At 68.6% G+C, this 26,997-nt stretch carries 28 protein-coding genes and 1 tRNA gene; 16 read left to right on the top strand and 13 right to left on the bottom strand.

Features of this window, described 5'->3' with window-relative positions:
- The first annotated feature begins 67 nt into the window (after positions 1–67).
- The 4 genes from nirK (at position 68) to HHUB_RS08055 (ending at position 2,260) form a co-directional block, all read left to right on the top strand.
- Complete coding sequence (gene nirK / locus HHUB_RS08065; RefSeq protein ID WP_059057118.1) at positions 68–1,138, top strand: copper-containing nitrite reductase; 1,071 nt, start codon at positions 68–70, stop codon at positions 1,136–1,138.
- 131 nt (positions 1,139–1,269) lie between these two features.
- Positions 1,270–1,806, top strand: coding sequence for a hypothetical protein (locus tag HHUB_RS08060; RefSeq protein WP_059057117.1), 537 nt, complete (start codon positions 1,270–1,272; stop codon positions 1,804–1,806).
- Entirely contained in the window at positions 1,806–1,979 is a 174-nt protein-coding gene (locus HHUB_RS16610) for a hypothetical protein (RefSeq protein WP_157533993.1), read from the top strand. Before HHUB_RS08060 ends, HHUB_RS16610 begins: the two co-directional genes overlap by 1 nt.
- A gap of 50 nt (positions 1,980–2,029) precedes the next feature.
- Complete coding sequence (locus tag HHUB_RS08055; protein ID WP_059057116.1) at positions 2,030–2,260, top strand: DUF2249 domain-containing protein; 231 nt, start codon at positions 2,030–2,032, stop codon at positions 2,258–2,260.
- Positions 2,261–2,269: 9 nt separating this feature from the next.
- Here the strand turns inward: HHUB_RS08055 and HHUB_RS08050 are convergent, their stop codons facing one another.
- From HHUB_RS08050 to HHUB_RS08030, 5 genes are all read right to left on the bottom strand, one after another.
- Positions 2,270–3,304: a sodium:calcium antiporter gene (locus HHUB_RS08050; protein ID WP_059057115.1), complete on the bottom strand. Its 1,035-nt coding sequence runs from the start codon at positions 3,302–3,304 to the stop codon at positions 2,270–2,272.
- A 79-nt stretch (positions 3,305–3,383) separates the two neighbouring features.
- Complete coding sequence (locus HHUB_RS08045) at positions 3,384–4,115, bottom strand: MBL fold metallo-hydrolase (RefSeq protein ID WP_059057114.1); 732 nt, start codon at positions 4,113–4,115, stop codon at positions 3,384–3,386.
- 63 nt (positions 4,116–4,178) lie between these two features.
- Positions 4,179–4,472 carry a hypothetical protein gene (locus HHUB_RS08040; protein ID WP_059057113.1) on the bottom strand — a complete coding sequence of 98 codons (294 nt, stop codon included), beginning with the start codon at positions 4,470–4,472 and terminating at the stop codon, positions 4,179–4,181.
- A gap of 52 nt (positions 4,473–4,524) precedes the next feature.
- The gene (locus HHUB_RS08035) at positions 4,525–5,745 is read right to left on the bottom strand and encodes a TIGR04347 family pseudo-SAM/SPASM protein (protein WP_059057112.1); all 1,221 of its coding nucleotides are present in this window, start codon (positions 5,743–5,745) and stop codon (positions 4,525–4,527) included.
- Entirely contained in the window at positions 5,742–6,011 is a 270-nt protein-coding gene (locus tag HHUB_RS08030) for an Htur_1727 family rSAM-partnered candidate RiPP (RefSeq protein ID WP_059057111.1), read from the bottom strand. Before HHUB_RS08030 ends, HHUB_RS08035 begins: the two co-directional genes overlap by 4 nt.
- A 163-nt stretch (positions 6,012–6,174) precedes the next feature.
- Here HHUB_RS08030 and HHUB_RS08025 point away from each other — a divergent pair, with 163 nt between their 5' ends.
- Positions 6,175–7,257 (top strand): TIGR04053 family radical SAM/SPASM domain-containing protein, encoded by a 1,083-nt coding sequence (locus tag HHUB_RS08025; RefSeq protein WP_059057110.1) that lies wholly within the window; start codon positions 6,175–6,177, stop codon positions 7,255–7,257.
- Here HHUB_RS08025 and HHUB_RS08020 read toward each other — a convergent pair whose 3' ends face one another.
- Complete coding sequence (locus tag HHUB_RS08020) at positions 7,258–7,626, bottom strand: ArsR/SmtB family transcription factor (protein ID WP_059057109.1); 369 nt, start codon at positions 7,624–7,626, stop codon at positions 7,258–7,260. It lies immediately after the preceding gene.
- 166 nt (positions 7,627–7,792) lie between these two features.
- Here HHUB_RS08020 and HHUB_RS08015 point away from each other — a divergent pair, with 166 nt between their 5' ends.
- Genes HHUB_RS08015 through HHUB_RS08005 form a run of 3 tightly spaced genes read left to right on the top strand, consistent with a single transcriptional unit; the run spans position 7,793 to position 10,251 of the window.
- Positions 7,793–8,941 carry a multicopper oxidase domain-containing protein gene (locus HHUB_RS08015; protein ID WP_059057108.1) on the top strand — a complete coding sequence of 383 codons (1,149 nt, stop codon included), beginning with the start codon at positions 7,793–7,795 and terminating at the stop codon, positions 8,939–8,941.
- A 9-nt stretch (positions 8,942–8,950) separates the two neighbouring features.
- Positions 8,951–9,973 (top strand): halocyanin domain-containing protein, encoded by a 1,023-nt coding sequence (locus HHUB_RS08010; RefSeq protein ID WP_059057107.1) that lies wholly within the window; start codon positions 8,951–8,953, stop codon positions 9,971–9,973.
- 50 nt (positions 9,974–10,023) lie between these two features.
- A complete protein-coding gene (locus HHUB_RS08005; protein WP_059057106.1) occupies positions 10,024–10,251 on the top strand; it encodes a hypothetical protein in 228 nt (75 codons plus the stop codon).
- A gap of 2 nt (positions 10,252–10,253) precedes the next feature.
- On the opposite strand, the gene HHUB_RS08000 is transcribed toward HHUB_RS08005, so the two are convergent.
- The 3 genes from HHUB_RS08000 to HHUB_RS07990 form a co-directional block, all read right to left on the bottom strand.
- Positions 10,254–10,853: a hypothetical protein gene (locus tag HHUB_RS08000; RefSeq protein ID WP_059057105.1), complete on the bottom strand. Its 600-nt coding sequence runs from the start codon at positions 10,851–10,853 to the stop codon at positions 10,254–10,256.
- An 84-nt stretch (positions 10,854–10,937) separates the two neighbouring features.
- Positions 10,938–11,540 (bottom strand): superoxide dismutase, encoded by a 603-nt coding sequence (sod, locus tag HHUB_RS07995; protein WP_059057104.1) that lies wholly within the window; start codon positions 11,538–11,540, stop codon positions 10,938–10,940.
- Between the two features lie 68 nt (positions 11,541–11,608).
- A complete protein-coding gene (locus HHUB_RS07990) occupies positions 11,609–12,610 on the bottom strand; it encodes a PLP-dependent cysteine synthase family protein (RefSeq protein ID WP_059057103.1) in 1,002 nt (333 codons plus the stop codon).
- Between the two features lie 111 nt (positions 12,611–12,721).
- On the opposite strand from HHUB_RS07990, the gene HHUB_RS07985 reads away from it, so the two are divergent.
- The 7 genes from HHUB_RS07985 (at position 12,722) to HHUB_RS07955 (ending at position 19,443) form a co-directional block, all read left to right on the top strand.
- On the top strand, positions 12,722–13,867 hold the full coding sequence (locus tag HHUB_RS07985) for an acyl-CoA dehydrogenase family protein (RefSeq protein WP_059057102.1): 1,146 nt from the start codon (positions 12,722–12,724) through the stop codon (positions 13,865–13,867).
- Positions 13,868–13,974: 107 nt separating this feature from the next.
- Positions 13,975–16,260: a nitric-oxide reductase large subunit gene (locus HHUB_RS07980; protein ID WP_059057101.1), complete on the top strand. Its 2,286-nt coding sequence runs from the start codon at positions 13,975–13,977 to the stop codon at positions 16,258–16,260.
- 58 nt (positions 16,261–16,318) lie between these two features.
- A tRNA-Leu gene (locus tag HHUB_RS07975) sits at positions 16,319–16,403 on the top strand.
- A gap of 123 nt (positions 16,404–16,526) precedes the next feature.
- Positions 16,527–16,907 (top strand): truncated hemoglobin, encoded by a 381-nt coding sequence (locus tag HHUB_RS07970; RefSeq protein WP_059057100.1) that lies wholly within the window; start codon positions 16,527–16,529, stop codon positions 16,905–16,907.
- A 47-nt stretch (positions 16,908–16,954) separates the two neighbouring features.
- On the top strand, positions 16,955–17,743 hold the full coding sequence (locus HHUB_RS07965; RefSeq protein ID WP_059057099.1) for an inositol monophosphatase family protein: 789 nt from the start codon (positions 16,955–16,957) through the stop codon (positions 17,741–17,743).
- Positions 17,744–17,802: 59 nt separating this feature from the next.
- Positions 17,803–18,252 carry an Lrp/AsnC family transcriptional regulator gene (locus tag HHUB_RS07960; protein WP_059057098.1) on the top strand — a complete coding sequence of 150 codons (450 nt, stop codon included), beginning with the start codon at positions 17,803–17,805 and terminating at the stop codon, positions 18,250–18,252.
- Between the two features lie 54 nt (positions 18,253–18,306).
- Positions 18,307–19,443 (top strand): DUF63 family protein, encoded by a 1,137-nt coding sequence (locus HHUB_RS07955; RefSeq protein WP_059057097.1) that lies wholly within the window; start codon positions 18,307–18,309, stop codon positions 19,441–19,443.
- A 167-nt stretch (positions 19,444–19,610) separates the two neighbouring features.
- Here HHUB_RS07955 and HHUB_RS16605 read toward each other — a convergent pair whose 3' ends face one another.
- The 4 genes from HHUB_RS16605 to HHUB_RS07940 form a co-directional block, all read right to left on the bottom strand.
- Complete coding sequence (locus HHUB_RS16605) at positions 19,611–20,612, bottom strand: hypothetical protein (RefSeq protein ID WP_143416376.1); 1,002 nt, start codon at positions 20,610–20,612, stop codon at positions 19,611–19,613.
- 270 nt (positions 20,613–20,882) lie between these two features.
- Entirely contained in the window at positions 20,883–22,583 is a 1,701-nt protein-coding gene (locus tag HHUB_RS07950) for a YcaO-like family protein (RefSeq protein ID WP_059057096.1), read from the bottom strand.
- Between the two features lie 72 nt (positions 22,584–22,655).
- Complete coding sequence (tbsP, locus tag HHUB_RS07945) at positions 22,656–23,474, bottom strand: transcriptional regulator TbsP (RefSeq protein ID WP_059057095.1); 819 nt, start codon at positions 23,472–23,474, stop codon at positions 22,656–22,658.
- Positions 23,475–23,549: 75 nt separating this feature from the next.
- Positions 23,550–25,613, bottom strand: a complete 2,064-nt coding sequence (locus HHUB_RS07940) for a hypothetical protein (RefSeq protein WP_143416375.1) — start codon at positions 25,611–25,613, stop codon at positions 23,550–23,552.
- A gap of 134 nt (positions 25,614–25,747) precedes the next feature.
- Between HHUB_RS07940 and glyA the strand changes: the two genes are divergently transcribed.
- Positions 25,748–26,995, top strand: a complete 1,248-nt coding sequence (gene glyA, locus HHUB_RS07935; RefSeq protein WP_059057094.1) for a serine hydroxymethyltransferase — start codon at positions 25,748–25,750, stop codon at positions 26,993–26,995.
- Positions 26,996–26,997: the final 2 nt, after the last annotated feature.

The raw sequence follows: 26,997 nt of genomic DNA, 5'->3' as shown, positions 1-26,997 counted from the left end.
GAACGGGAAACGCAGACCCGCTTGAAGGGGTAGCCCCGGTATTGTCCACGTGAAGAGGTGCCCACCAATGTTCGACACCACTCGCCGGCGCGTGCTGCAAGGTCTCGGAATCAGCGGAACCGCAGCAGTCGCGGGCTGTACCGCTCCCGGCGGTGAGAGCCCAGCGACCGAACAGCCCCAGCAGAACGCCGCAGCGCAGACCACCCAGCCGGACGTCGACCGCGTCGCCGCCGACCCCACGGACGTCCCGGACCCGGTCGACTGGTCGGAGCCCCAGCACCACGAGGTCGAGCTCGACGTGACGGAAGTCACCGCGGAGATCGAGCCCGGGGTCACGTTCAACTACATGACCTTCGATGGGCAGATTCCCGGCCCGATGATTCGGGTGCGCCGCGGGGACACCATCTCGTTCACGCTGAACAGCCCCGACGACAACGCGATGCCGCACAACGTCGACTTCCACGCCGTCTACGGCACGGGCGGGGGCGCGGAAGCGAACACCGTCAACCCCGGCGAGACCAACGACGTGGACTTCACCGCGAAGTACCCCGGCGCGTTCATCTACCACTGCGCCGTCCCGAACATGGACATGCACATCTCCAGCGGGATGTTCGGGATGATTCTCGTCGAGCCCGAGGGCGGCCTGCCGGAGGTCGACCGCGAGTTCTACCTCGGCCAGCACGAGCTCTACACGAACAAGGACGTCGGCGAGGAGGGCCACCACCAGTTCGACATGGACGCGATGGCCAACGAGGACCCGACGTACGTCGTGTTCAACGGCGAGAAGTACCCGTTCACGCCGGACCGCTACGGCCGCCTGCAGGCCGAGACCGGCGAGTCGATTCGGGTGTACCTCGTGGACGGCGGCCCGAACGTCTCCTCGAACTTCCACCCCATCGGGAACGTCTGGACGCAGGCCCACCGCGACGGCGCCCTCGGGACGCCCGAGGAGTACGTCCAGACGATGAAGGTCCCGCCGGGAAGCTGCATGATCGGGGAGATGGACACGCCCGTCCCGGAGACCATCAAGCTCGTCGACCACGCGCTCAGCCGCGTGGTTCGCAAGGGGCTGCTCTCCGAAATCGAGGTCAGCGGCGAGCCCGACGAGGAAATCTTCGACCCCGACCCGAGCGCATAGCCCGCTAACCGCCAATCCGGTCACTCATCCTCCGTTCCCGCGCCGAGTAGCCGCGGCGCTCCCGTCCGCTCGCGCGAGAGGCGAACACGTTCGGGGCTACGCATAGCGGGACGTGGGCCGTCCTGTGAAACATGTACGGCTTGGGCTCGCAGTCCGACGACGCGCTCGCCCCCGAGGGGGAGTTCGACCCCGACGTGAACCCCGAACCCGGCGCGTTCCTCGCCGGCCACGACGTCCTCGACGGCGACGACCACGTCGCGTTCCACGAACTCACCCGCGAGCTGTTCGACGAGCGCGGCGTCTACGACATGACCTTCGGGTACAACCTCGCCGACCTCAACCTCGACACCCGCCACACGGAGGCGGGCTACCGGTACGCCGTGGACGCCGACGACCCGTCGGTGCTGCGCGCGGAGTTCACGCCGACGACGCCGTTCTGCCCGCAGAGCCACACGCTCACCATCGGCTCGTTCCGCGCGTGGAACGGCCTCAGCGAGCGCCACGACTACGACCTCGTGCGCGTGCGGGTCGCCGACTCCCACCAGCGCAGCGAGTCCATCAACGAGGAGCTGCGCGACCTCGAGGAGACGTACCTCGAAACCGGGGAGCTGCCCGACGAGGACGCCGACGACGCCGGCGGCGCGTCACAGGCCGGCGCGCCGTTCTGATGCCGCCCACTGTCGCCGGCCGGTTCGGGGAGCGCGGCCTCGAAGCCGCGGCCATCGCGGTCGCCGGCACTGCGGGATTTCTCGCGGACGGCGCCGGCGCGGTCCCCGTCGCCGCGGTCGTCGGCTTCTTCGCGGCGAAGTCCGTCGAGAGCCTGCGGCTCGCGCTGGCGTGACGAACACCTTCGGGGAAATCGCTTGGCGGCTGTCCGCCGAACGCTCTGGTATGGCGACGACTGCCGACACGGACGCCCGCCTCGACGCGCGGGAGATCGACGGGGAACCGTTCAGCGACATCGTCGCAGAACTGGAGGCGCTCGACGACGGCGAGACGCTCCTGCTTGTCAACAGCTTCGAGCCCGAACCGCTGTACGACGTCCTCGCGGACCGCGGCTTCGCCTACGAGACCGAGCAGGTCGCCGCCGACGAGTGGCGCGTCTACATCACGCCCGAGTAGCCGGTCCGCTCAGACGCCCCTCACGAGGTTTGTCAGGCCGACTGTCTCCGAGACGACCCACGCGACGAACGCCGCGTACGCCGCCAGCAGCGCGTACGCCTCGACGCCCGTCACCGAGAGGTCGGTACGCAGGACGGCGAACAACAGCACGGTCGCCAGCGTCAACACGCCCAGCATCGGGACCGCCACCGCGAAGTTCACCGTGACGGCGCCGACGAGGAGCACGCCCACCGGAATCGCCACCAGCAGGTCGAAGGTGTTCGACCCGAGGACGTTCCCGAGGCTGGTGATGCCCTTGCCCGCCTTCGCCGTCCGCACGCTCACGAGCGCGTCCGGGAGGCTCGTCGCGGCCGCGACGACGGTGACGCCCGCGAGGAACTCGGGGACGCCGAACGTGTGCCCCAGCGACTCGACGGCGCCGACGAGCTGTTCGACGGCGACGAGGATGAACAGGAGGCCGCCCGCGAGCCGCGCCCACTCGCGGCGCACCGCGATGCCCTCGGGGCCCGCGGGCGCGTCGTGGTCACCGACGTCCTGCCACTGCACGAAGAGGTACAGCCCGTACAGCGACAGCGGCAGCACCGCCAGCGAGCGCGTGAGCCGGCCGGCCAGCGCGGGGCCGGCGACCGGCTCGTAGATGACCGCGAGCGCGAGCGTGACGACGAGCGCGGACACCGCAATCATGTAGAACTGGGCCTCCTTGTAGACGATGGCGCGGTTGGTTTCGAGGTCGCCGTCGGTGGCGATGCCGGCGAGCGCGGGGATGACGAGGATGTTGAAGATGGCGGAGCCGACGATGGCGCCGACGCCCATGTCGAAGGTGCCCGCCAGCGCCGTGAACACGACGCTGGCGAACTCCGGGAAGCTCGACCCCACCGCGACGACGATGGAGCCCTGCACGACCGCTGGCAGGCCGTAGTACGTCGAGAGGTGTTCGGCCGCCGATTCCAGCCACCCGCTCCCGATCCAGACGAGGCCGGTCGCGGCGGCGACGACGAGCACGTTCACGAGCGGCGTGCTCGGGAGGAGGCCACCGAGGGGCATACGTCCGGCCAGCACCGGCGAGACGTTAATCGTTGGTGAAGCCGCTCGTTTCGACCGGCAGAAACAGCGTCCGACGCCGCTACAACTGGACTCGCTCGCCGTCTTTGGGGACGTGCACGTCCTCGGTCTGTGCTCGCAGTTCCTCGCGAGTGAGCAGGCAGTGGTTGATGGCTTCCATGTGGACGACGACGACCGCGGCGTCGGTCGCGTCGCGGACGGCGGCCACGTCCTCGACGCCCATCGTGATGGGGTCGCCCTCCACGAACTGCGCCTCGCCGCCGTTGAGCACGACCAGCTCGGGGTCGAAGCGGTCCAGCGTCTCCGCGACCGGCTCGTACCAGACCGTGTCGCCGGCGACGTACGCCGTCTGCTCGCCCTCGAAGACGAACCCCGACACCGGCCCCATCTGCTCGGCGAGTTCGCCGTGGCCGTGGCGGCCGGGCGTCCGGTGGACGGTGACGCCCTCGAAGGCGGTCTCGTCCTCGACGGGCCGCACGTCGGTGAAGCCCTCGTCGGTGAAGGCGTCGGCCTCCTCGGGCTGGCAGAACAGCGGCACGTCGTCGTCCAGTTCCGCGGCCGCCGCCTCGTCCCAGTGGTCGGGGTGGCGGTGCGTGACGACGACGGCGTCGTGGGCGGTGTCGACGTCCGGCACCGGGACGAGCGGGTTCCGGCGCTCGTTCGGCGTGTTCTCCACGGGCGGGTTCTCGCCGGGCGCGGAGAACATCGGGTCCACGAGGAACGTCACGTCACCGACGTCCACGAGGACGGTGGCGTTGCGGAGCAGTTGCACGCTGGTGTCGGCCGTAGACATACAGAGCCGTTGGGTGGCCGTCGGGATGGGCGTTGCGTCGCCGGCACTCGCCGGGGGTTCGAGTCACGTCCGCGTTCGGAGTGAGCGTGCCCGCCGATACAGGCCCGCGGCCACGATGGCCACGGCGTAGAGGTACGCCGCGAAGAACACCGAGTACGCCAGTCCGGAGAGCCCCGGGAGCAGCGAGTGCTGTATCAGGTCGGAGCCGACCACGAGCAGGTAGCCCGGAACTTGGAGGAGTTGCGCGTCGACGAGCGGGGCGACTGCGACGAGACCGGCGGCGAGCAGAAAGGCCCCCAGCACTTCCGGGCCGGCGAACTGGTCACGGGCCGGAGGGCGGTCGTTGGCGGCGGCCATGAGCAGTCATTCAGCCTACAGGACGAAAGGGCTTGTTGCGCGAGCGGTCGAATCAGTCCGCGTGCGCGTCGCCGGCGCCGCCGGTCGCGTCGGGCGTCCCGTCGCGCTCGGCTTCGGTGAGGTAGCACTTCGGGTCGGGGTCGAAGGGGCCGCCCGCGCTCAGCGCGCGCAGCCGCGACCCGCCGCGGCAGATGGACTGGTACTGGCAGCCCGCGCACTTCCCTGTGAGGCGGTCGCGGCGCTCGCGGAGGCCCGACAGCAGGGGGTTGTTCTCGTCGCTCCACAGCTCGCTGAACGGGCGGTCGCGGACGTTCCCCAGCGAGTAGCCCTGCCAGAACTGCGTGAGGTGGACGTTCCCCTGGTAGTCGACGTCCGCGATGCGCTCGCCGGTCGGGTCGCCGCCGTTGGCTTCGAGGTAGCGGTGGATGTGGTCGGCCTGCTCGGCGCCGAGTTCCTCCTCGGCGTACTCCACGAGGAAGCCGGCGTCGGCGTAGTTGCCGACGAGTAGCGTCTCGATTTCCTCGCCGCGCTCGTGGTACTCGCGGGTCATGTCACAGACCGTGCGCACGGCCTCGCGGGTGTCCGCCGGCGAGAGGTCCAGGTTCGAGATGTCGGCGCCGCGGCCGCCGTAGTCGAGGTGGTAGAAGCAGAACCGGTCCACGCCCACGTCGTGCAGAAGGTCCACGACGTCCGGGAGGTCGGCGGCGTTGGCCTCCGTGATGGTGTAGCGGAGCCCGGTCTTGAGGCCGGCGTCGAGGCTGTTCTCGATGCCGCGGACGGCCGCGTCGAAGGCGCCGTCCTCGCCGCGGAACTCGTCGTTGCGCGCCGGGAGCCCGTCCACGGAGACGCCCGCGTACTTCAGGCCGGCGTCGCGCAGCGCTTCGGCGCGCTCCTCGGTCATCAGGGTACCGTTCGTCGAGAGCACGGGCCGGATGCCGGCGTCGTCGGCGTACGCCACCAGCTCTTCGAGGTCGTCCCGCACCATCGGCTCGCCGCCCGAGAACAGCACCACGGGGATGCCGAACTCCGCGAGGTCGTCCAGCAGGTCCTTGCCCTCTTCCGTGGAGAGCTCGCCGGGCGCCGTCTCGGTGTCGGCGGCCGCGTAGCAGTGCGAGCAGTAGAGGTTGCACTGCTTGGTGAGGTTCCAGACGACCACCGGGCGCTGCTGTTTCTCCTCCGTTATCTGCTCGCGGCTGGAGTCGTCGGCGGCGTCGTAGCGCAGGCCGTCGCTCTCGGCGTCCAGCCCGCACAGCAGCTTGCTGACCGAAATCACGCCGACTCACCTCCGGCGTCGGCGGGCTCGCCGAGCGTGTGCGCGGTGTAGCGGCGCGTCTCGTCGGCGGGACAGAGCCAGACGTCCCGCGTGGCCCACCCGAACAGGTCGCTGGCGCGGTCGTGGGCGCCGTCCGCGTCCCCGGCGGTGACGCTGCCGACGTGCTTGAGCGGTCCGTCAGCGTCCTCGCGCACGAACACCTCCCACTCTCGGCCGGTCGCCGACCGCGGCGTGTCCTGCACCCGCGTTCGGTCCTGTGAGTCCATGTCGTCGGCTAGCAACTCCGCCCAAAAGGCGCCCACGGGCGTTCCCAGGTCGCGGGAACGGACACGCCGAACAAAGTCCCGTCCCGTCGTCGTCCCACGTGAGGCGGCGCCACCGTACTGGGACTGGCCTGTCACCTGCCCATCCGCCGCCTCGCTTGTAACGATGACGCCAGTAGATACCGACGAGCGCCCGTTCGTGCTCATCTGGGAAGTGACGCAGGCGTGCGAGCTCGCGTGCGAGCACTGCCGGGCCGACGCGACGCCGAATCGCCACCCGGACGAACTAACCACGGCGGAGGGGAAGGCGCTGCTCGACGACGTCCGCCGCTTCGGCGACGGTCAGCTGGTCGTGCTCTCCGGGGGCGACCCGCTCGCGCGCGACGACACCGTCGAACTGGTGGAGTACGGCACGGACATCGGCCTCCGCATGACGGTCACGCCGAGCGGCACGCGCTCGCTCTCGACGGAGGCCGTGCACGCGCTCGCGGACGCTGGCGTGAAACAGCTCGCCGTCAGCATCGACGGCGCGACGCCGGAATCACACGACTCGTTCCGTGGGGAAGCCGGGAGCTTCGAGGAGACCGTTCGCGCAGCACGCGACGCCCGCGAGGCGGGTGTGCCGCTGCAAGTCAACACGACGGTCTGCCAGCAGACCGTCGGCGACTTGCCGGCCATCCGTGACCTCGTCAGCGAGCTGGGCGCGGTGCTGTGGAGCGTGTTCTTCCTCGTGCCCGTGGGCCGCGGCCGGGTCCTCGACCCGATTCCGCCGGAGCGCGCCGAGGAGGTGATGGCGTTCCTCGACGAGACCGCCGAGGAGGAGGCGTTCGGCGTGAAGACGACGGAGGCGCCGCACTTCCGACGCGTGCGCGCTCAGGCCGCCCAAGACGGCGGCGGGAGCGGCCGGCAGCGCCGCGGCGGCATCACCGCCGGCGACGGGTTCGCGTTCGTCAGCCACACCGGCGACGTCTACCCCTCGGGGTTCCTGCCGGAGGCCGCGGGGAACGTCCGCGAGCAGTCCGTCGTGGACGTCTACCGGAACAGCGACCTCTTCGAGACGCTCCGGCGCAAAGACGACCTGCAGGGGAAGTGTGGCGCCTGCGAGTTCCGCCACGTCTGCGGCGGCAGTCGGTCGCGGGCGTACGCGGTCACCGGCGACCCGATGGCCAGCGACCCGCTGTGCCCGTACGTGCCCGAGGAGTACGAGGGCGCGCTGCCCGAGCGGCAGGCGAGTCCGGCCGACGACTAGTTACTCTCGTTCGCCGGTGCGGTCCAGCGAGACGCGGATGCCGTTGTCCTCGCCGAGGCTGATGGTGGCTTTCTCGAGCGTCGCTCGGTAGCGGGTGGTGTGGTAGCCGTCCTCCCGGAGCTCCGTCTGGGTTTCGAGGAGGCCGGCGTCCGAGAGCGTGTGGAGTTTCCGGTACGTCGAGGACAGCGAGAGGTCCGCCGCGTCGGCGACCTCGCTGGCGGTCACGGGCTCGCGGGCGCACCCGAGGACGCGCCGACAGAGCGGGTCGGTGAGCGCGTCGAGGGCGGCCGCGGGGTCGGTTTCCTCGGCGGCCTCGAAGGGGCCGCGGAGCCGCGCGTCGGCGTCCGTCTGATCGACGTTGGTCTGCATCACCGGGCACTCGGGCCGCGACGAGGGTAGGCCGACGGCCGAACGTGTTCGCCACAAACCGGTGGCGAATATGTTCGGTAGGTTCCCACGCGGTGGGAACCGTTTCTCGACCCCGAGAATCACCGACTCGTGCTTTACAGGGGACTGTCTACGCTGAGGTGTACCCATGAGTGACCGTATTGGCGCGCCCGGCTACGGCATCTCGCGACGTGAGTTCATCGCAGCGACCGGCGGCACCGGTGTCGCCGCCCTCGCCGGCTGCACCGCGCCCGCCGACCAGGGCTCCAGCGTGACGAACACGACCCCGAGCCAGCAGGCCACGCAGTCCGACCTCCCGACGACCAGCCCGCCGGAAATCGTCGACGCCACCGAACAGGGCAACCAGGTGACGCTCAAGAGCGTGCCCGCAGTCCACCAGGCCCACCCCCTCGACTCCATGGGCGGCCCCGTGGAACTCCCGCGCGTGTGGGCGTTCGCCACCGAGGACGGCGACCCCAGCGTCCCCGGTCCCATCGTCCGCACCGAGGAAGGCGAGGACATCGAGGTCACGCTCGACAACACCGAGGGCAAGCGCCCGCACACCCTGCACTTCCACGGCACGCAGAAAGCCTGGGAGGACGACGGCGTCCCGACGACGACGGGTATCACCGTCTCGCCGGGCGAGAAGCACACGTACACGATTCCCGCCAACGTCCCCGGCACGCACGTCTACCACTGCCACTACCAGACCCACCGCCACATCGACATGGGGATGTACGGCATCTTCCGCGTGGACCCCGAGGGCTACGAGCCCGCGGACAAGGAATACTTCATGACGGTGAAGGACTGGGACTCCCGGCTCAACCGGAAGATGGCCGGCGAGGACGTCTCCTACAGCCCGCGCACGCGAAACCCAGACGTGTTCACGGTCAACGGGAAGGCCGCGCCGCGCACCCTCCACCCCGAGGACGGCTCGCCCATCATCGTCGACCAGGGCGACACGGTCCGGATCCACTTCGTCAACGGCGGCTACATGAACCACCCGCTGCACCTCCACAACCACCGCTTCCGCCGCGTGGAGAAAGACGGCGGCCAGATTCCCGAGGCCGCCCAACACGAGATGGACATCACGAACATCGCGCCCGCCGAGCGCCACACCATCGAGTTCGAGGCCGACGCCGAGCCCGGCATCTACCTGATGCACTGTCACAAGGTCAACCACGTGATGAACGGCTCGTTCTACCCCGGCGGCATGCTCACGGGCATCGTCTACCGGGACGCGATGGACACGGACATCTTCGGCCAACTGATGGAGTACGCGGGCTACGAAGCGTAACGCAGGACCATGACTCCCGACACCACCCCCACGGTCACGAGGCGCAGCGTGTTGAAGACGACGGCTGCCGCGGGCGCCGCGGCAGCCACCGGCGCGGCGTTCAGCGGCGCCGCAGTCGCCCAGGACGCCGACCTCCAGTCGTGGTTCGAGGGCGTCAGCAACTACGACGGCGTCGTGGACGAGACCGGCCAGTCCGAGGTCACCGTCGAAGTCGGCGTCGAAGCCAACGACGGCCCGTACGGCTTCGGCCCGGCGGCCATCCGCGTGGACCCCGGAACGACGGTCACGTGGGAGTGGGTCGAGGGGTCGCACAACGTCGCTGCCGAGGACGGCAGCTTCGAGAGCGAGCTCACCGCCGAGTCCGGGTTCACGTTCACGCAGACGTTCGACGAGGAGGGCGTCACGCGGTACGCGTGCACGCCGCACAAGACGATGGGGATGAAGGGCGCGGTCGTCGTCGGTGACGTCGACGTCGGCGCCTCCTCGTCCAGCGGGTCCTCGGAGAGTTCGGGGTCCAGCAGCCAGCAGGTGGACTTCGACGGCTGGTTCGAGGGCGTCAGCAACTTCGACGGCGTCGTGGACGAGACCGGCCAGTCCGAGGTCACCGTCGAGGTCGGCACCGACGCCAACGGCGGCCCGTACGGGTTCAGTCCCGCCGCGATTCGCGTCGATCCCGGGACGACGGTCACCTTCGAGTGGGTGAACGGCACTCACAACGTCGTCGCCGAGGACGGCAGCTACGAGAGCGAGCTCACCAACGAGTCCGGGTTCACGTTCACGCACACCTACGACAGCGAGGGCGTCTCAAAGTACTACTGCAACCCCCACCGGACGATGGGGATGAAGGGCGCGGTCGTCGTCGGCAGCGGCGGCGGCGCGAGCAGCAGCGGGGGCGGCGGTGGCGGCCTCTCGACCTCCGACGTCGGCGTGCTCGCGTTCGCGGGCGCGCTCGTCGGCGGCCTGCTGTCGCCGTTCGCGCTCCGCGCGACCAAGAGTTCGTCGTCCTCGCCGTCGAACCGCGCTAACCGCTGACTCCGCCGGCCACGGCGCATAAGTGGCTCCGCGCCGACCGCCCGGCTGCCATGGACGAAGCACTCGAAGTCGTCGAGCTCGCGGCCGACGCCGGCTTCGAAGGCGCGCTCGTCTGGGTGTTCCGACTGCTCGGCCTCGTGGTCGCGCTCGCGGGGCTCGGACTGTGGCTGCTCGCGGACTTCTCGCTGTTGTGGCTTCCGGCGGCGCTGCTCGTCGTCGGACTCCTGCTCGCCGTCGTCCCGGACCTGCTGCTGTCGCTGGTCGAACTCGCGGGCTGACGCTACTCGTTCTGAATCGTGCGCTCGTCCACGTAGACTGGATACCTGTCCTCGTGCGTGCGGTCGGCGAAGTGAATCGTCGCGTCGACGCTATGCGGGGTCGCGCGGACGGCCTCGTAGCGCGACACCGCTGGCTCCGAAATCACGTCGCCGTCGCGAGCGAGGTGGGTCGTCAGCGTCGCGACCAGCCGTAGCCCCTCCTGTTCGCCTCGACTGCTGACCGGGACGCTCAGCGTCTCGGCTTCCGGGAGCCGCTCGTCCAGCAGCGAGCGGACGTACTCCGCGGCGACCGACGCGCCCTCGACGTGCCCCCACTCCTCGAAGGGCTCGTAGCCGTAGTCGATTACCTGCTCGCCGGCCATCGTCGCCGGGTACCGCACGGTGTCGTTGGACTCGACGTACTGGTAGTCGTCGTCCGTAATCGTGCGCTCGACGGTGGCTTCCGCCGCACCGCCGCGAACCGGGCCGCGCTCGGTGGTGGTCGCGCTGGTCGTCGAGGAGTCGGTGGTCGTCGGGTCGGCGTCGCTCGGCGCGGCGAGACAGCCGGCGAACGGGAGCGTGCCGGCGGCTACGAGGCCGAGGAGGCGGCGTCTGGAGGGCATCGCGCGAACCGAAACGGGGAACCGATAAAAGTCTTCAGGGGCGGCAGTGATGCCGAGTCGGCGGGCCGACGGTCGAACGCGGCGTTACTCGAACTTCTCGACGAGGTCCGCGTAGCGCGCCGCGGGCTCCTCCCAGTCGACGACCTCGAAGAAGTTGTCGACGAAGTCGCCGCGGTCGGGGCCGTAGTCGTAGTAGTAGGAGTGCTCCCAGACGTCGAGGGACAGAATCGGGTGCGAGCCCCAGAGGGCGCCCTGGTCGTGCTTGTCGACGACGACGTTACGGAGCTGTTCCGAGTGGCTGTCGTACACGAGGAGCGCCCAGCCACCGGCTGCGGAGGCGGCCGCGCGGAACTCGCCCTCCCAGGCTTCGTAGGAGCCGAAGTCCTCCTCGATGCGGGCTCGCAGGTCGCCCTCGGGCTCGTCGCCGCCCTCGGGGCTCATCGACTGCCAGAAGAGGTCGTGGAGGATGTGACCGGAGCCGTTGTGCGTGACGTCGCCGATGGCGCCGGCGGAGGCGGAGAAGTCGCCCTCCTCGCGGTTGGCTTCGAGGGTCTCCTCGGCGGCGTTCCAGCCGTTGACGTAGCCCTGGTGGTGGGTGTCGTGATGCCACGTCAGCACCTGCTCGGAGACGTGCGGTTCGAGTGCGTCGTAGTCGTACGGCAGCGGCGAAAGTTCGTAGTTAGCCATTGCAATTACTCCCAACGTGCCGGTGCCTCTTGGTGGTTTCCGGAAGCGCGTTTTAGTTGGAAATCCAACTACTCCACGTAATCGGCGTACGGCGCCCGGTCCGGGTAGCGGTCGCCGCGGTCCGGCAGCGGGACGACGACCACGTCGCCGGCGCCGAGCGTGCCGCGGGTCGCCAGCCGGTCGACGAGCGCGAGCGCGCCGCCGGCAGAGGGGCCGACGAGGAACTCGCCGTTCACGCGGAGCTCCGAGCGGACGAACTCGCGGGACCACTGCCCGGCGTCCCGAATCGGTATCTCCGTGTCTTCGTGGCGCCGACGGAGCCGGCGCACGTACTCGTAGGCCGCGTCCGTCGCCACGTACTCGCGGGCGTCCAGCGCGTCGGGCTCGTAGGTCCCCGGGACGAACGCCTCCGGGCCGTGGACGTGTTTCAGCCCCGCGATGTCGTGGTCGCTCTCCGGGGGTTCGTAGCCGTGGACGCGGACGCCGCGCGGGCGGAGCGCGTGACTCACGCCGACGAGCGTGCCGCCGGTGCCCGCGCCCGCGACGAACTCCGTCACCTCGCCGTCCGTCTGCGTCCAGATTTCGGGGCCCGTGGTGCCCGCGTGGACCGCGGGGTTCGCGGGGTTCTCGTACTGGTTCGGGTAGACGTACTCGTCGGGCTGGTCGTCGACGAGCCGCCGGCAGTCAGCGACGAACGCGTCGTAGCCCTCATCGGCGTCCACGAACCGGAGTTGCGCGCCCGCGTCCCGGATGGCGGCGACCTTCCCGCGGCCCGCATTGTCGGGCAACACGATTTCGACGTCGTGGCCCATCGCGGCGCCGACGCGCGCGACCGCCGCGCCCGTGTTTCCGCTGGACGCCTCGATTATCGTGCGGTCGGAGGTGAGGTCGCCGCGCGCGGCCGCGGCGTCCAGCATCGCCTTCCCGATGCGGGTCTTCACCGACCCGCCGCCGTGGGGCAGCGTCGCGAGGTTGAACCACTCGGCTTTCCCGTACACCGTCGGCACGACCCCGGCGTCGACCTCGACCAGCGGCGTCCGCCCGACCTCGCTGGGGTCCACGTCGGCCATGCGAGGGGGTTCGACGGGTCGCGACAAAAGCCGTGGGGCCGCCCGAGCAACCGCGAGCGGATTGTCAGGGGTTTAGGAGGTCTTTTGTCGCGGTGTGCGGTACACTCCCGCATGGACTTCGGACTGTCCGACGAGCAGCAGGCGATTCAGGAGGAGGTCCGTCGGTTCGCGGACAACGAGATTCGACCGGTGGCCTCCGAGTACGACCGCGCCGAGAAGTACCCCCACGACGTCATGGACGAGGCCGCGAAGGCCGGCCTGCTCGGGCCGACGATTCCGCTGGACTACGGCGGCGCCGGCTACTCCGCGCTGGAGTCCGCGCTCATCGTCGAGGAGCTGTTCGCCGCCGACCCCGGCGTCGGGCTCTGCGTCTCCAGCGCCGGCTTCGGCGCCGAATCCATCATCGAGTTCGGCACCGAGGACCAGAAGGAGCGCTGGCTCCCCGACATCGCGTCCGGCGACGCCATCATGGGCTCTGCCATCAGCGAACCCGACACCGGCTCGGACGTCTCCAGCGTCTCCACGCGCGCCGAGCGCGACGGCGACGAGTTCGTCATCAACGGCAACAAGATGTGGATTACGAACGGCTCCGTCGGCGACTTCTTCGTCGTGCTCTGTCAGACCGACCCCGACGCCAGCGGCCGGTACAACGGCTTCAGTCAGATCGTCGTGGAGTCCGACCGCGACGGCTTCGAGGCCGAGAAGATCACGGGCAAGCTCGGGATTCGCGCCAGCGACACCGCCGAGCTTCGCTTCGACGACGTGCGCGTCCCCGAGGAGAACCTCGTCGGGACGGAGGGCGGCGGCTTCCTCCAGCTGATGCAGTTCTTCGACGAGACGCGCACGATGGTCGCCGCGCAGGGCGTCGGCATCGCGAAGGGCGCCGCCGAGCGCGCCCTCGACTACGCCCAGGAGCGCGAGCAGTTCGGCCGCCCCATCAGCGACTTCCAGGCCATCGAGCACAAGCTCGCGGAGATGCACACCCAGACCGAGGCCGCGCGCACGCTCACCCGGAAGTCCGCGTGGAGCGTCGAGAACCGCGACGACCAGCTCACCGCGCTCGCGTCGATGGCCAAGGAGTTCGCCTCCCGCGTGGCCGTCGAGGTCGCCGACGAGGCCGTCCAGATTCACGGCGGCGCCGGCTACGTGGACGATTTCGACGTCGAGCGGTTCTACCGCGACGCCAAGATCACCCAGATCTACGAGGGCACCACCGAGATTCAGAAGAACGTCATCGCGCGCGAACTCCTCGAATAGCCGACCCGAACATATTCAGTCTCCCGTATATCCGACTGTAGCGGCTCCGTGCCCGCAGTCTTAGAATCCGCCGCAGCCTTTTCCTGCGTCGCACTGAACGCCGCAATATGGACGTCACTAGGTCCACGCTCGCGAAGATACTCGCGGTCGTGTTCGTCCTGAATCTCGTCGTCATGGGCGCTGGTGCCGCCTACTCCTACCAGCACCAGCCGCCGATTCCCGACGAAGTCGTCGGGCCCGACGGCGACGTGGTCGCCACCCACGAGTCGATTCAGGACGGCAAGGCCGTCTTCCAGTCGAACGGGCTCATGAACCACGGGTCGATTCTCGGCAACGGCGCGTACTTCGGCGAGGACTACACCGCCGACGCGCTCGAACTGAAGACCCAGTTCATGCAGGAGTACTACGCGGACGAGCGCTACGGTGAGGCGTACGACGATCTCTCCGCCGAACAGCAGGCCGGCGTGGACAGCCGCGTGACCGCCGACCTCGACCGCTCGATGTCCGGCGAGAGCGCCGAATACACCGCCGCCGAGGCGTACGCCCACGAGCAGGTGCGCGAGGTGTACGTCGAGCGCTACCACGAGGGCGACGCCGAGCGCGGCGTCCCCGAGGGCATGGTCGAGTCCGCCGACGACGCCCGCCAGTTCGCGGACTTCGCGATGTGGACGGCGCTGGTCTCGCACGCCGAGCGGCCCGGCACCGACCACAGCTACACCAACGACTGGCCGTACAACCCGCTGGCCGGCAACGAACCCACCGGCGGGACGATGGTGTGGAGCGCCATCGCGATGGTGTTGCTCGTCGGCGGCGCCGGCCTCGGCGTCTGGCTGTACAACTCCATCGACCTCCCGGAGCCGTCCACGAAGGGCATCGAAGTGCCGAACCCCGCGGACGTCGACTTGCTCCCCAGCCAGCGCGCCGCCACCCGGTTCATACCAGTCGCGGCGCTGCTGTTCGTCGGACAGGTGTTACTGGGGGCGCTACTCGCGCACTACTACGTCGAACGCGACGCGTTCTTCGGCATCGGCGAAGCGCTCGGCGTCGACGTCATCCAGTGGCTGCCGTTCGCCATCTCGAAGACCTACCACCTCGACCTCGGCATCCTGTGGATCGCCACGATGTGGATCGGCGCCGGGCTGTTCCTCCCCGGCCTCCTGACCGGCCACGAGCCCGACCACCAGGAGTCCGCCATCAACGGCCTGCTCGGCACGCTGCTGGTGGTCGTCGTCGGCGGGTTCGTCGGCATCTACCTCGGGTCGAAGGGCTTCTTCGACGGCCAGCTGTGGTGGCTGCTCGGCAACGAAGGACTGGAGTACGTCGAAGTCGGCCGCGTCTGGCAGGTCGGGCTGCTGCTCGGGTTCGCCATCTGGGCGTTCCTCGCGTACCGCGGCCTCAAGCCGCTGCTCGCCCGCGAGCAGCGCTTCGGGCTCGCGCACATGATTCTGTACGCGGGCGGCTCCATCGGCCTGCTGTTCGTCGCCGGGATGCTGTACACGCCCGACACGAACATCGTGATGACGGAGTTCTGGCGGTGGTGGGTCGTCCACATGTGGGTGGAGGGCGCCTTCGAGTTCTTCATCGTCGCCATCGTCGGCATCACGCTCGTCTCGATGGGCTTGCTGCGCAAGCGCTCCGCGGAGAAAGCCGTCGCGCTGCAGGTGCTGTTCGTGATGGGAAGCGGCGTCATCGGCGTCAGCCACCACTACTGGTGGATCGGCCAGCCAGACGTCTGGATTCCGTTCGGGAGCGTCTTCTCCACGCTCGAACTCGTCCCGCTCATCCTCATCCTCTTCGAGGCGCTCGGCCAGTACCGCGCGCTCTCGAAGAGCGGCGAGACGTTCCACTACAAGCTCCCGTTCGCGTTCATCATCGCCTCGGGGGCGTGGAACTTCGTCGGCGCGGGCGTGCTCGGGTTCTTCATCAACCTCCCGCTCATCAACTACTACGAGCACGGCACCTACCTCACGGTCGCGCACGCTCACGCCGCGATGTTCGGCGCGTTCGGCTTCCTCGCGCTCGGCATGGCGACGTACATGCTGCGGCTCTCCGTGGACCCCGAGAAGTGGTCGGGGAAGCGGCTCTGGTGGGCGTTCTGGCTGTGGAACGCCGGCCTCGCCGTGATGGTCGGCCTCTCCCTGCTGCCCGTGGGCTTCCTCCAGCTGGAGGCCGCGTTCACGGAGGGGTACGCGGTCGCGCGGTCGCTTGAGTTCTACAACCGCGACCTGATCCAGTTGCTGTTCTGGGCGCGGTTCCCCGGGGACACGATGCTCATCCTCGGCACCGTCGTCTTCGCCTACGACGTCGTGCGCAAGCGCTTCCTGCTCCGCGACGTCGAGGAGGACGCCTCCACGGGACCGGTCGCCTCGCGCGTGCTCAGCGACGACGACTGAGCGCCCCCGTGGGGATTCGCAACGCCTAAACCCCGCACGCGCCGACTACGCACCGCGTGCGAGGGTAGCCAAGCTCGGCCAACGGCGACGGACTCAAGATCCGTTCTCGTAGGAGTTCGAGGGTTCGAATCCCTTCCCTCGCATCGCCGGCGCCTCGCGCGCCGCGGGATGCGGGAAGTCCGCGAGGCGGACTTCCCTCGCAAAACTACTCTAACTCGCTGAGAACCACGGCCACCTTTTAGGTGCGGGTGCGGCCACCGACCGGTATGGCGGAGTCGACACTGTACGAGCGGCTCGGCGGCCGCGAGGCGATTCGCGCGGTCGTCGACGACTTCTACGACCGCTTGCTCGCCGACGACGAACTCGGCCCGTTCTTCGCGGACGCCGACGTCTCGAAGCTGCGCCGCACCCAGACCGACTTCCTCTGCGAGGCCGCTGGCGGCCCCGAGACGTACGACGCCGCGCCGGTCCGGGAAGCGCACCTGCACGTCCCGTTCACGCCCGAACACATCGAGCGCGCGGTCGGCCTGCTGCGCGAGAGCCTCGCCGAGTTCGACGTCCCCGAGGACGACGCCGACGCGGTCGTGCAAGCGGTCGCCCGGTACGAGAGCGACCTGCTCGCGCGCCCCGACGACGAGTCGGCGTGACGTTTCGGACCGACGACTCTTTGGGGCGGCGGGCCGCGTCTCCGGGCATGAACGAGGACCGCGCGAGCGTCGCCGAGCGCGCCGCGCTCGCAGGCAGCGAAGTCGCCTTCGAGGCGTTCCGCACGGGCATCGACGTGGAGACGAAGTCCGGGAAGACGGACGTGGTCACGCAGGCCGACCGGGACGCCCAGCGCCGCGTCATCGAGGTGATTCGGGAGACCCACCCCGAGGACGCCATCGTCGGCGAGGAGGAGGACGAACTGAAGGAGGTCCCCGACGCGGGCGCGGCGTGGGTCGTCGACCCCATCGACGGCACGAACAACTTCGTGCGCGACACCCAGATTTGGGCGACCTCCGTCGCCGCGGTGAAGGACGGCGAGACGCTCGCCGCCGCGAACGTGCTTCCCGCACTCGGCGACACGTACCTCGCCGGCGACGACGACGTGACGCGCAACGGTGAGCCGGTGACGGTCAGCGAGAAGACCGACCCGGAGACGTTCGCCGTCGCGCCGACCATCTGGTGGGACTTCGACGCGCGCGACGAGTACGCCCGCGCCTGCGAGGCCATCGTCACGCGGTTCGCGGACCTGCGGCGGTACGGCTGCGCGCAGGCCGTGCTCTCGATGGTCGCCAGCGGCCAACTGGAGGGCGCGCTCACGAACGTCACCGTGAACGCGTGGGACTCCGTCGCCGGCGTCCACCTCGTCCGGCAGGCCGGCGGCGTCGTCACCGACGTCCACGGCGACCGCTGGGAGCCCGGCTGTGAGGGGCTCGTCGCGTCCAACGGCGAAGCCCACGACGTCGTTCTGGAGGCGGCACAGGAGATTCAGGGGTAGCCGTCGCGAATCTCGGGCGAGCAGTAAGCGTATTGGGGACCTCTCCCGACGGTTCGCGTATGGAGTTAGACGAGACGGACCGCGAGATTCTGCGGGCGCTCCAGGCGGACGCCCGCAAGCCGTTCAGCGAAATCGCCCGCGAAATCGAGATGTCGAGTGCGACCGTCCACGACCGCGTCAACCGCATGGAGGAAGCCGGCGTCATCCGCGGCTACCACGCCGACGTCGACCCGAAGGCCGCCGGGTTCGGCACCTCCGCGGTCGTCGGCCTGCGCGTCGAACAGGGCCGCGAGCAGGACGCCCTCGACCGCCTCGCGGACATCGACGGCGTCCAGGAGATCCACCTCACGACCGGCGAGTGGGACATCATCCTGCGCGTGTACGCCGAGGACACCGACACGCTCCGCGAGCTCATGTTCGAGGAAATCGCGGACGTCGACGGGTTCGCGCGCTCGCAGACGATGGTCGTCCTCGCCACCGAGTACGAGTCCCACGAACTCCCGCTGTAGCCGGCGCGGGCGCAGACCACAACGATAAAACAGCCACCGGCCGCGTCTCCGAACATGACCTTCCCCGAAACTGACCGCGAGCGCGCGTGGACCGCGGTCGTCGGCGTCGCCGTCCTCGCCCTCGTCGGCGGGTCGCTGCTGTTCCCCGACACCGTCTACGGTGACTTCGTCTGGCACTACTTCTGGGGGCCGGTCGTCGCCGACGCCAACGGTGCGCAGTGTGCGGTCTGGAACGGCGGCGCCGTCCAGCACGTCTACAGCTCCACGGCGTGCGCGACCGCGACCGAACCCGTCGCCTACCCCGGCTACACGCTCGTCTCCGAGGTCGGGTACGCGGTCACGCTGCTCGTCTCCCTGGTCGGCGTCACGTTCCTCCTCGACCACCTCGAAGTCGGCGAGGACCTGCGCCTGCTGTACGCGCTGTTCCCGTTCGTCCTGCTCGGCGGCGCGCTCCGCGTCGTCGAGGACGCCAACGACGCCGCCGCGGCCGCCCCGGGCGTCGAGCAGTTCCTCAACTTCCCCGTGAACACGCTCATCATCAGCCCCGTCATCTACTTCGTGATGTTCGTCATCACGCTCGCGGCGCTGGTCGCCTGCGTGTTCCTCGCGCGCCGCACCACCGTCGTCGAGGACTACTACCGGCCGCTCGCGGGCGCCGGCACCGCCCTCCTCGTGGCGACGGTCGGCTTCCTCGTCTACCTCTCCGCGACCACGGAGTACGTCTCCCTCCTCCCGCAGTTCACGGTGCTCACGCTCCTGTTCGCCACCGTCATCACGGCCGCCGTCTGGTACTACGTCCGCCGCTCGCTCCCCGACGTCGCCTCCGGCACCGAGTTCGCCGGCGCGGTCGTCCTCTGGGCGCACGCCGTCGACGGCGTCGCAAACGTCATCGGCCTCGACTGGGCCGCCGAACTCGGCCTCCCGCGCGACCTCGTCCCCAAACACCCCGTCAACGCCGCCGTCGTCGACATCACCCAGAACGTCCTCCCTGCCTCCGTCATCCAGTACACCGGCGACGCGTGGCCGTTCCTCCTCCTCAAAATCGCCGCCGCGCTGTTCGTCCTCTGGCTGTTCAACGCCGAACTCCGCGAGGAAGCCCCGCGGTACTTCACGCTCATGCTCGTCGCCGTCGTCGCCGTCGGCCTCGGTCCGGGCTCCCGGGACATGCTCCGGGCTACTTTCGGCATCTAAACGCACTTTTTGCGCTGTGGGCGGCCGCAGGCCGCCCTCGGCAAAAACTTGCGGAAAAAGCACTCCTCCCTCACTTCGCTACGCTTCGTTCGGTCGTCGGCCTGCGATCACTACGCTCGCGGAGTGAATTTAGCACCCACTCAAACGCTAAAATCAGAAGATCCGGTTTAGAAGAGTTTCTCGATTAATGACCTGAGGCGAGCTCTAACTGCTTCGATCTCTTCGGGCAGAATCTCACCTGATTTGTGATGTGCCATCCACCGTCGTTCTGCACGATTAAAACTTCGAAGCTGAGACGTTGTTTTCTGGTCTAAATTCGCTCTTTCGTTTACTTCTTCCAGTAGACTATTCCTCCCACCAGCTAAATTGTAGTAGGTCCCCTCCCTCTCTTTTTCAATGATATCTAATCCATCCGTTTTGAGATATGCAATTATTGTCCACTCAATCGCGTGTATGTAGGAACTAAGTGCCAACTGGTGCAGTCCTTTCTCCAAGCAAATATCTCCATCTTGTGAATGTTGAATGATTTCATGACCGTAGCCAATACTGTTCAACAGTGAATGTGTCTCCTCGTCAAGAGTAGGATCTGGCGAATCGCTTGGTTGAATCCCCTCCTCGATATCATCAATCATCTCGATTAGACGATTAAGGTGAATAGAATTCGAAGAAAAACCCTCCCTTGCATATTCTTCGCCAACAGGTATCCAAGGGAATGTTTGGGGTTCAGACCCGTGTCGGGGAGAAAACTCCAAGGTTGAATCTGATAATCTATATGAAAGGGAAACATCTTCATACGTATCCTCTCGCGACTCGTAGTTTCCCTCTGCCTCTTCGTTGTAAAGCTTCATTTCCGAAATCTTCAGTTCTTTAACAGGGAATTCGTTTGATAGAACAACGTCATCAGGAAGACTCTTAAACCGTTTCAACACGTCCAAAAGCTCGAGTATATCCTCCCAATCAGAGAGAACGACATCATAAGCCCACGTTCTGGATTGAAAGTCCCGACTATCCTCGGGATACTCGTGGTGAGCAACCAACATCTCGTTCTTTTCCTTGTCTAGATTGACGACGGAGTGTATCTTCGAAATCGGCTCGAAGTCCTGAAATTCGGCAATTGAAACTCCTTCAGCATATTCAACGGCACGAAAGGACCGAGAAATTCTGACCATAGAAAGTCTTTGTATTCTGTTACAAAATAGCTTAGCCTAATATCCTCACTGATTCCAAATCCCACGCGGTTCCGCTTCCAAATACACCAGCTTCCGAATTTGGACACAAACCCCGAAGTTGTATGAATATTCCAAGTCTTCCATCTACGGAACGCTCTCAAAAGCGCGTTCGCAACAGAATACAGCGATATCCTCTCGAAATCGAATCCTGCGTCATTCGAAATCCCCGATTGAGATACCGTCGTGTGCACGAACTCCCCAACCGAGCGCTCAGGGGAAGGGATGGAACGGCTTGTCCAGCCGCGCCTGAAAGCCCAGTTCTCGCGGAACGTCTCGCGCACGCTCGCCGAAGAACGCCTCGTCGACGAACAGCGGCTGGGCCTCGGGCACTAACACTCGCACGGCCTCGAAGCCCGCGTCCGCCAAGTCGCGCGTCGTGAGGCGGGCGGCGTAGGCGTCGAGGTCGGCGTCTGCGAGCGCGTCGAGGACGGCGTCGAGTTCGGCGCGGCCCGCCGGCGGGTCGTCGGGGCCGACGTCGCTGGCGGGGATGGTCGTCTCCGGGTCCACGAAGCCGCGGACGTCGCGCGGGAAGTCCGCGTACTTGCCGATGGCGCCGTCCTCCTCGGCGGCCTGCTCGGGCCCCATCGCGCGCAGTTCCATCCAGTTCTGGAGGGCTTCGCAGAGCGCGCCCCGGGCGGCAGCGTCGGCGTCGAGGTCGGCGGCGGACCCGAGCGCGAACCGCGGCCACTCGTCGCGGTGGACCGCGACCGCGACCACGGGCACGTCCACGTCCTGCGTGCACAGCAGCGCCGTCACGTCCAGATTCTCGGCGCTCGCGCGGCGTTCGAGCTCGTCGAAGCCCGGGTCGTTCACTTGGAGGCCGAGCGGGTCGAACGTGGAGTACCACGACAGCATCGTGGCGTCGCGCTCGACGGCCTCGTAGAGACCCGACAGCGCCGCGCCGACGCCCGAGTTGCCGAGGCCGAGCCCGGTCGTAATCGTGCCCGGGCGGCTCTCGGACGGCGGGAAGACGACGCGGTCCGCGGGCAGCAGCGCCGACTCGCCCGAGTCGAGGTGTTCGCCACGAATCCACTCGGTTTCGGCCGGCTCGCCGCCCGCGCTCTCGGGGCGGACGAAGCGCTCGGGCGGGACGGCGTCTTCGTGGTCGGGCGAGGCAGTCTCGAAGTCGGCTTCGCGGTAGACGCCGGCGGCGTAGCGCTCGAAGCCCTCGCCGACGGCCTTCATGTAGGCGGCGTTCCAGTCGGCGGCGACGCCCGCGGCCTGCGTCGAGGCTTCGGCGTCGCTGAACCCCGTGGTGTCGGTCCCCATCGCGAGGTAGTACGGCGCGGGGAACGACTCGCGCTCGCCGACCGCCGACAGCACGCCCACGCGGTCGTCCACGAGCGGCTCCGCGGCCGCGAGCGCGTCGTCCAGCGACCGGTCCTCGTCGTCCAGCGGGAGATCGCTACTCGGGCCGTCGGCCGCGCACGAGCAGTTCGGGACGGGCGCGAGCGTCCGCTCGGCGTGCGGGAGTTCGACGACAGTTCCGGGTGCGGCGTTCCCGCGCAGGGCGTCGACTGCGAGGCGGCCGGCGTGCGCGCCCGCGAGCCGGACCGCGCTCCGGTCGGCGCTCGGCGATTCGGCCGGTTCGTGGCCCGTCGCGGTCACGCGCGCCGCCAAACACTCGAAACACGGCCCCTCCGGCGCGAGCAGCGAGACGCCGGCGTCCACGCCCGCCAGCGGGCGGCCGCCGAGCCCGCCCACCTCGACGGTGAGCAGCGGCGTGTCCCCGCTTCGGGCGTGCTCGTTCGCGGTGCCGAACCCGCCGGAGCCGGCGACGCCGACGACGACGGCGAACTCCGCGGTCTCGACGCCCGCGACGGCCGCGGCTTCGACGGCGGCGTCCACGTCCGCGAGCGCGTCCCGAACGGCTTCGACGGCCGGGCCGTCGCCGACGACGGCGACGGTCACGGCGACTCCTCCAGTGGCATAGCTACGGGGTGGGGCGACGCGGGGAAAACAGTACGGGATTCGGCGGAGGGCTTACGTGAGGACCGACTGGGCGACGTTCGCCAGTTCGGCGGGCGGCGCGTCCTCGAGGCGGTCGTCGGCGAGCTTGAGGCGGAGCCGCGGCCGGCCGACGTCGATGGGGACCTTCTCGGTGTCGATGAGCCCGAGGTCTTCGAGCTTCGTCTTCGTGCGGGAGAACGTCGCCTTCGACGCGATGCCGACGTCCTCGCCCCACTTGCTGATGTCGTAGAGCAGTTCGCGGTTCTTCGCGGCGACCAGCAGGCTGACGGTGACCTCGTCGAGGCCGTCGCCGTCGCCGCGGGCGGTCTCCATGGACGCCAGCACCGCATCGAAGTCGGCCTCGACGTCGGGACTGATGTCCTCGTCGAGCGTCTGCCGGACGCGGTCGATGGCGGGCGTGCGGAGCGTGAACGCCTCGGCGTCGTCCCAGTCGTCGGCGACGGCGTCGTAGGCGGTCTCGGTGAACTCGGCGTCGTCGGTGGTGAGGCCGCCGACGAGCCCCCCGACGCCGACGAGCGCGACCGTGCGGTCCTCGGTGACGAGCATCGAACTCCGCGCGTCGCCGTCGAAGACGCGAAGCTCGAGGTCGCCGGCTTCGACGAGGTTCGCGGCGTTGCTCGCGACGATGAAGTCGTCGGTCACGTCCTTCAGCGTGCGCTCGTCGCCGAGCAGGCGGATGGACGGGAGCTCCCCCTCGTGGGCGTTGGCGGCGTCGACGAGTTCCTCGACGGTCTCGCCGGCGGGGTTCACGACGAACAGCTCGCCGGGCTCGGCGTCGAGGACGGTGCGGACGACGGCGTCCACGCTGGTCCCCAGTAGATTCTGTGACATCTCTGGGTGCGTATAGGGTCACGACGTATTTAATTTTACCGGACGTGAGACCAGTAAAACCGCGATAATCGAGCGCTAGCGGCGGCTTTCGCCCGTTTTCGCGTCCCGGACGCTCGGCCGAAGCAGCGTGGCGGCCTCGTCGGACCAGTAGAACTCCCCGTCGACGACGACCGGGTGGTCGGCGTCCGCCAGCAGGTCCGCCAGCTCTGGTGCGGGAACCTCGAACTCCGTGGGGTTCCCGCAGAGCCGCGGCTTCGACGCGGCCGCGTCGACGTCGTACCAGCAACCGTGGCTGTCGGCGGCGACGTACTCGTAGGTCACCTCGCAGGTCCCGTCGCCGTCGCGCTCGACGTGTGCGACGCGCGCGCCGTCGCCGTCCGTCCGGGAGAGCGTCTGCATCCCGTCCCCGACCACCGCGTAGTCTTTCCCCATCCGGATGCGGCGCCGCGCCAGCCGGAGCGCCGTCTCGATGGGGAAGCCGTGGACGAGCAGCTCCGCGAACGCGATGCCGACCTTCGCGGCCTGCTCGTCCAGCACCTTCCGCAGCGTCACCGCGCCCGCGACGCTCCCGCGCTCCACCAGGTCCACGCCCTCGTAGTAGGAGCCGCAGGCGTTCAGGAAGAACGTCTCGACGTTCGTCTCCGGGACGTCCTCGACGGCGAGATTGCCGTCCGCGCAGCGCAGGCCCTCGACCTCACAGTGGCCGATGTAGTGGAGAAATTCGTAGTGCTCGCCGAGCACGTTCGCCAGCTCCTCGCGGGTGAGGTCCTCGAAGAAGGAGACGTCCATCGGCAGCGACTCGGCGTGGGCCTCGTAGACGTCCGCGACCGCCTCGTGCTCGCCGGTCATGCTGCGGTCGTTGAGCACCACCGCCACCGACAGCTCCTCGGTGTGCTCGCGCCGGTAGTCGAGGTGGTTGCGGTAGGCCGCGGGCTGGCTCTTGAACACGTCGATGGGCGTTCCCTCCGCGAGCCAGCCCTGCCAGCGGCCGTCCCGGAGCTTCGGTTTCAGCATCTCGACGCTGGCGACGGGGCCGGGCGGCCCGCGGTAGAAGTCGTCGAGCGTGCGCTCCAGTAGCTCCTCGCTCTCTAGGGTGGCGGTCTCGGGCGGGTAGACGAGCGCCAGCCGGTCGAGGAGGAACGGCAGCGTCTCGACGTGGTCGAGGCTGGGCGCGACGTGCATCGAGAGGTGCCACTCCGGGAGGTCGTCGGCGACGCGCTCGAACGGCGCGTCGAGGTACGTCGCGAGCCGGTCGGCGGGCGTCGCGTCGTAGGCCGCGACCGGGTCCACGTCGAGGACGTCCAGCAGGTCGTGCTCGGCGAGCGTCACGTCCCCGGGCTCGCGGGCGGGCACGGCGCGCCGGTGCTCCGGCGGGACGGCCGTGCGGACCAGACAGTCCAGCCAGAAGACGCGCGCCAGCAACTCCGGCACGTCCACGGTCAGCGAGTCGAACGCGTAGTTCACGTCCGCGTCGGACGCGCGCAGCCGCGGCGTCACGCCGGCTTCGACGGTGACCTCGGCGCCGAGGTAGTACGCCAGCGGCGCCGCGACGAACAGGTCCGCAAGCGAGCGCGGGAGCCGGAGTTCGACGCCCGTCTCGGGCGTCTCCGCGGCGACCGCCTCGGGCACGTCCACCGCGTCCCCGAACGCGAACTGCGGCGGGTGAGAACGCTGGTGTCGCGCCGACCTGTCGGGCGTGGTCGTGCGATGGGCGGCCGCGGCGTGGGTCACCGCGGTCGCGACGCCGTCAAGCGTCTTCGGGATGGTGATTGTTTCAGCGGGTGCGCGGACGTCGCTGCGGAAGCCGATTGCGACGTCCGTCGGCGCGTCGAAGGTGACGGTAACCCGGTCGCCGCGCTCCACGACCGCGGGGCCGTCGAAGCCGACGCGGACGTCGAGCGCGCCGCCGGCTTCGAGGACGTACTCTCCGACGGCGAGGCGGCGGCGTTCGCCGGTCGCCAGCGGGGTGCGCGCGCCGCCCGCGACCACCGACGCGTCGCTGGCTGGCACGGAGAGTTCGGTGGCGACGCCGGCCGCCGTGGCGTCCGCTGGCCACCCGAGCGCCCGCCCCCTGCGGACGCGCTTCCAGTCGGGGGCGCGAACCGTCACCTCGTTGCCGGCCGCGTCGGCGGCAGCCACTCCGGTTCCGGTTTCCTCCCACTGAATCACGCGGCTGTCACGTACTCCCAGCGGGCTTATATTTCTGTCGAGGAGCGGGGGTGAATTATGGCGTCCTCGGTAGACTTATGCCGCGCGCACCGGCCACTCTAGGCATGAGCTACGACGACGTCCGGGAGGTCGACCCGGCAGTCGCGGACGCGCTCGTCGGCGAGCGCCACCGGCAGAACGAGACGCTGGCGATGATCGCCAGCGAGAACCACGCCAGCGAAGCCGTCCTCGAAGCCCAGAGCAGCGAACTCACGAACAAGTACGCCGAGGGTTACCCGGGCGAGCGCTACTACGGCGGCTGCGAGTTCGCGGACGACGTCGAGGAGCTCGCCATCGAACGCGCGAAGGAGCTGTTCGGCGCCGACCACGCCAACGTCCAGCCCCACAGCGGCTCGTCGGCGAACATGGGCGTCTACTTCTCCGTACTGGAGCCCGGCGACAAGATTCTCTCGCTTGACCTCACGCACGGCGGCCACCTCAGCCACGGCCACCCCGCGAACTTCGCTGGCCAGCTGTACGAGGTCGAGCAGTACGAGGTCGATGCCGACACCGGCCGACTGGACTACGAGTCGCTGCGCGAGACCGCCGAGGAGTTCGAGCCCGACATGATTGTCTCGGGGTTCTCGGCGTACCCCCGGGAGGTCGAGTGGGAGCGCATTCAGGAGGCCGCCGACGCCGTCGGCGCCTACCACATGGCGGACATCGCACACATCACGGGCCTCGTCGCGGCGGGCGAACACCCCTCGCCGGTCGGCGTCGCGGACTTCGTGACCGGCTCGACGCACAAGACGATTCGCGCGGGCCGCGGCGGCATCATCATGTGCGACGAGGAGTACGCCGACGACGTGGACTCGGCGGTGTTCCCGGGCGCGCAGGGCGGCCCGCTGATGCACAACATCGCGGGGAAGGCGGTCGGCTTCAAGGAGGCGCTGGACGAGTCCTTCGACGAGTACGCCGAACAGGTCGTGCGCAACGCCGAGGTGCTCGGTGAGACGCTCCAGGACCACGGCTTCTCGCTGGTCTCGGGCGGCACCGACACCCACCTCGTGCTCGTGGACCTCCGCGACTCCCACCCCGACGTCTCCGGCGGCGACGCCGAGGAAGCCCTCGAAGAAGTCGGCATCGTCCTGAACGCCAACACCGTGCCGGACGAGTCTCGCTCCGCGTTCGACCCGTCGGGCATCCGCGCCGGCACGCCCGCGCTGACGACCCGCGGCTTCGACGAGGAGGCGATGGAGACCGTCGGCGACTGCATCGCGAAGGTCGTGGACAACGTCGGCGACGCCGAGGTGTACGCCGAGGTCGCCGCGACCGTCGAGGACCTCTGCCGCGAACACCCGCTGTACGAGTGACT

Origin of the sequence: Halobacterium hubeiense (genome assembly GCF_001488575.1) — an archaeon.
In the GTDB taxonomy this organism is placed as follows: Archaea; Halobacteriota; Halobacteria; order Halobacteriales; family Halobacteriaceae; genus Halobacterium; species Halobacterium hubeiense.
Note: the sequence above shows the minus strand (reverse complement) of the source record. Positions and strands in the feature narration are given on the sequence as shown.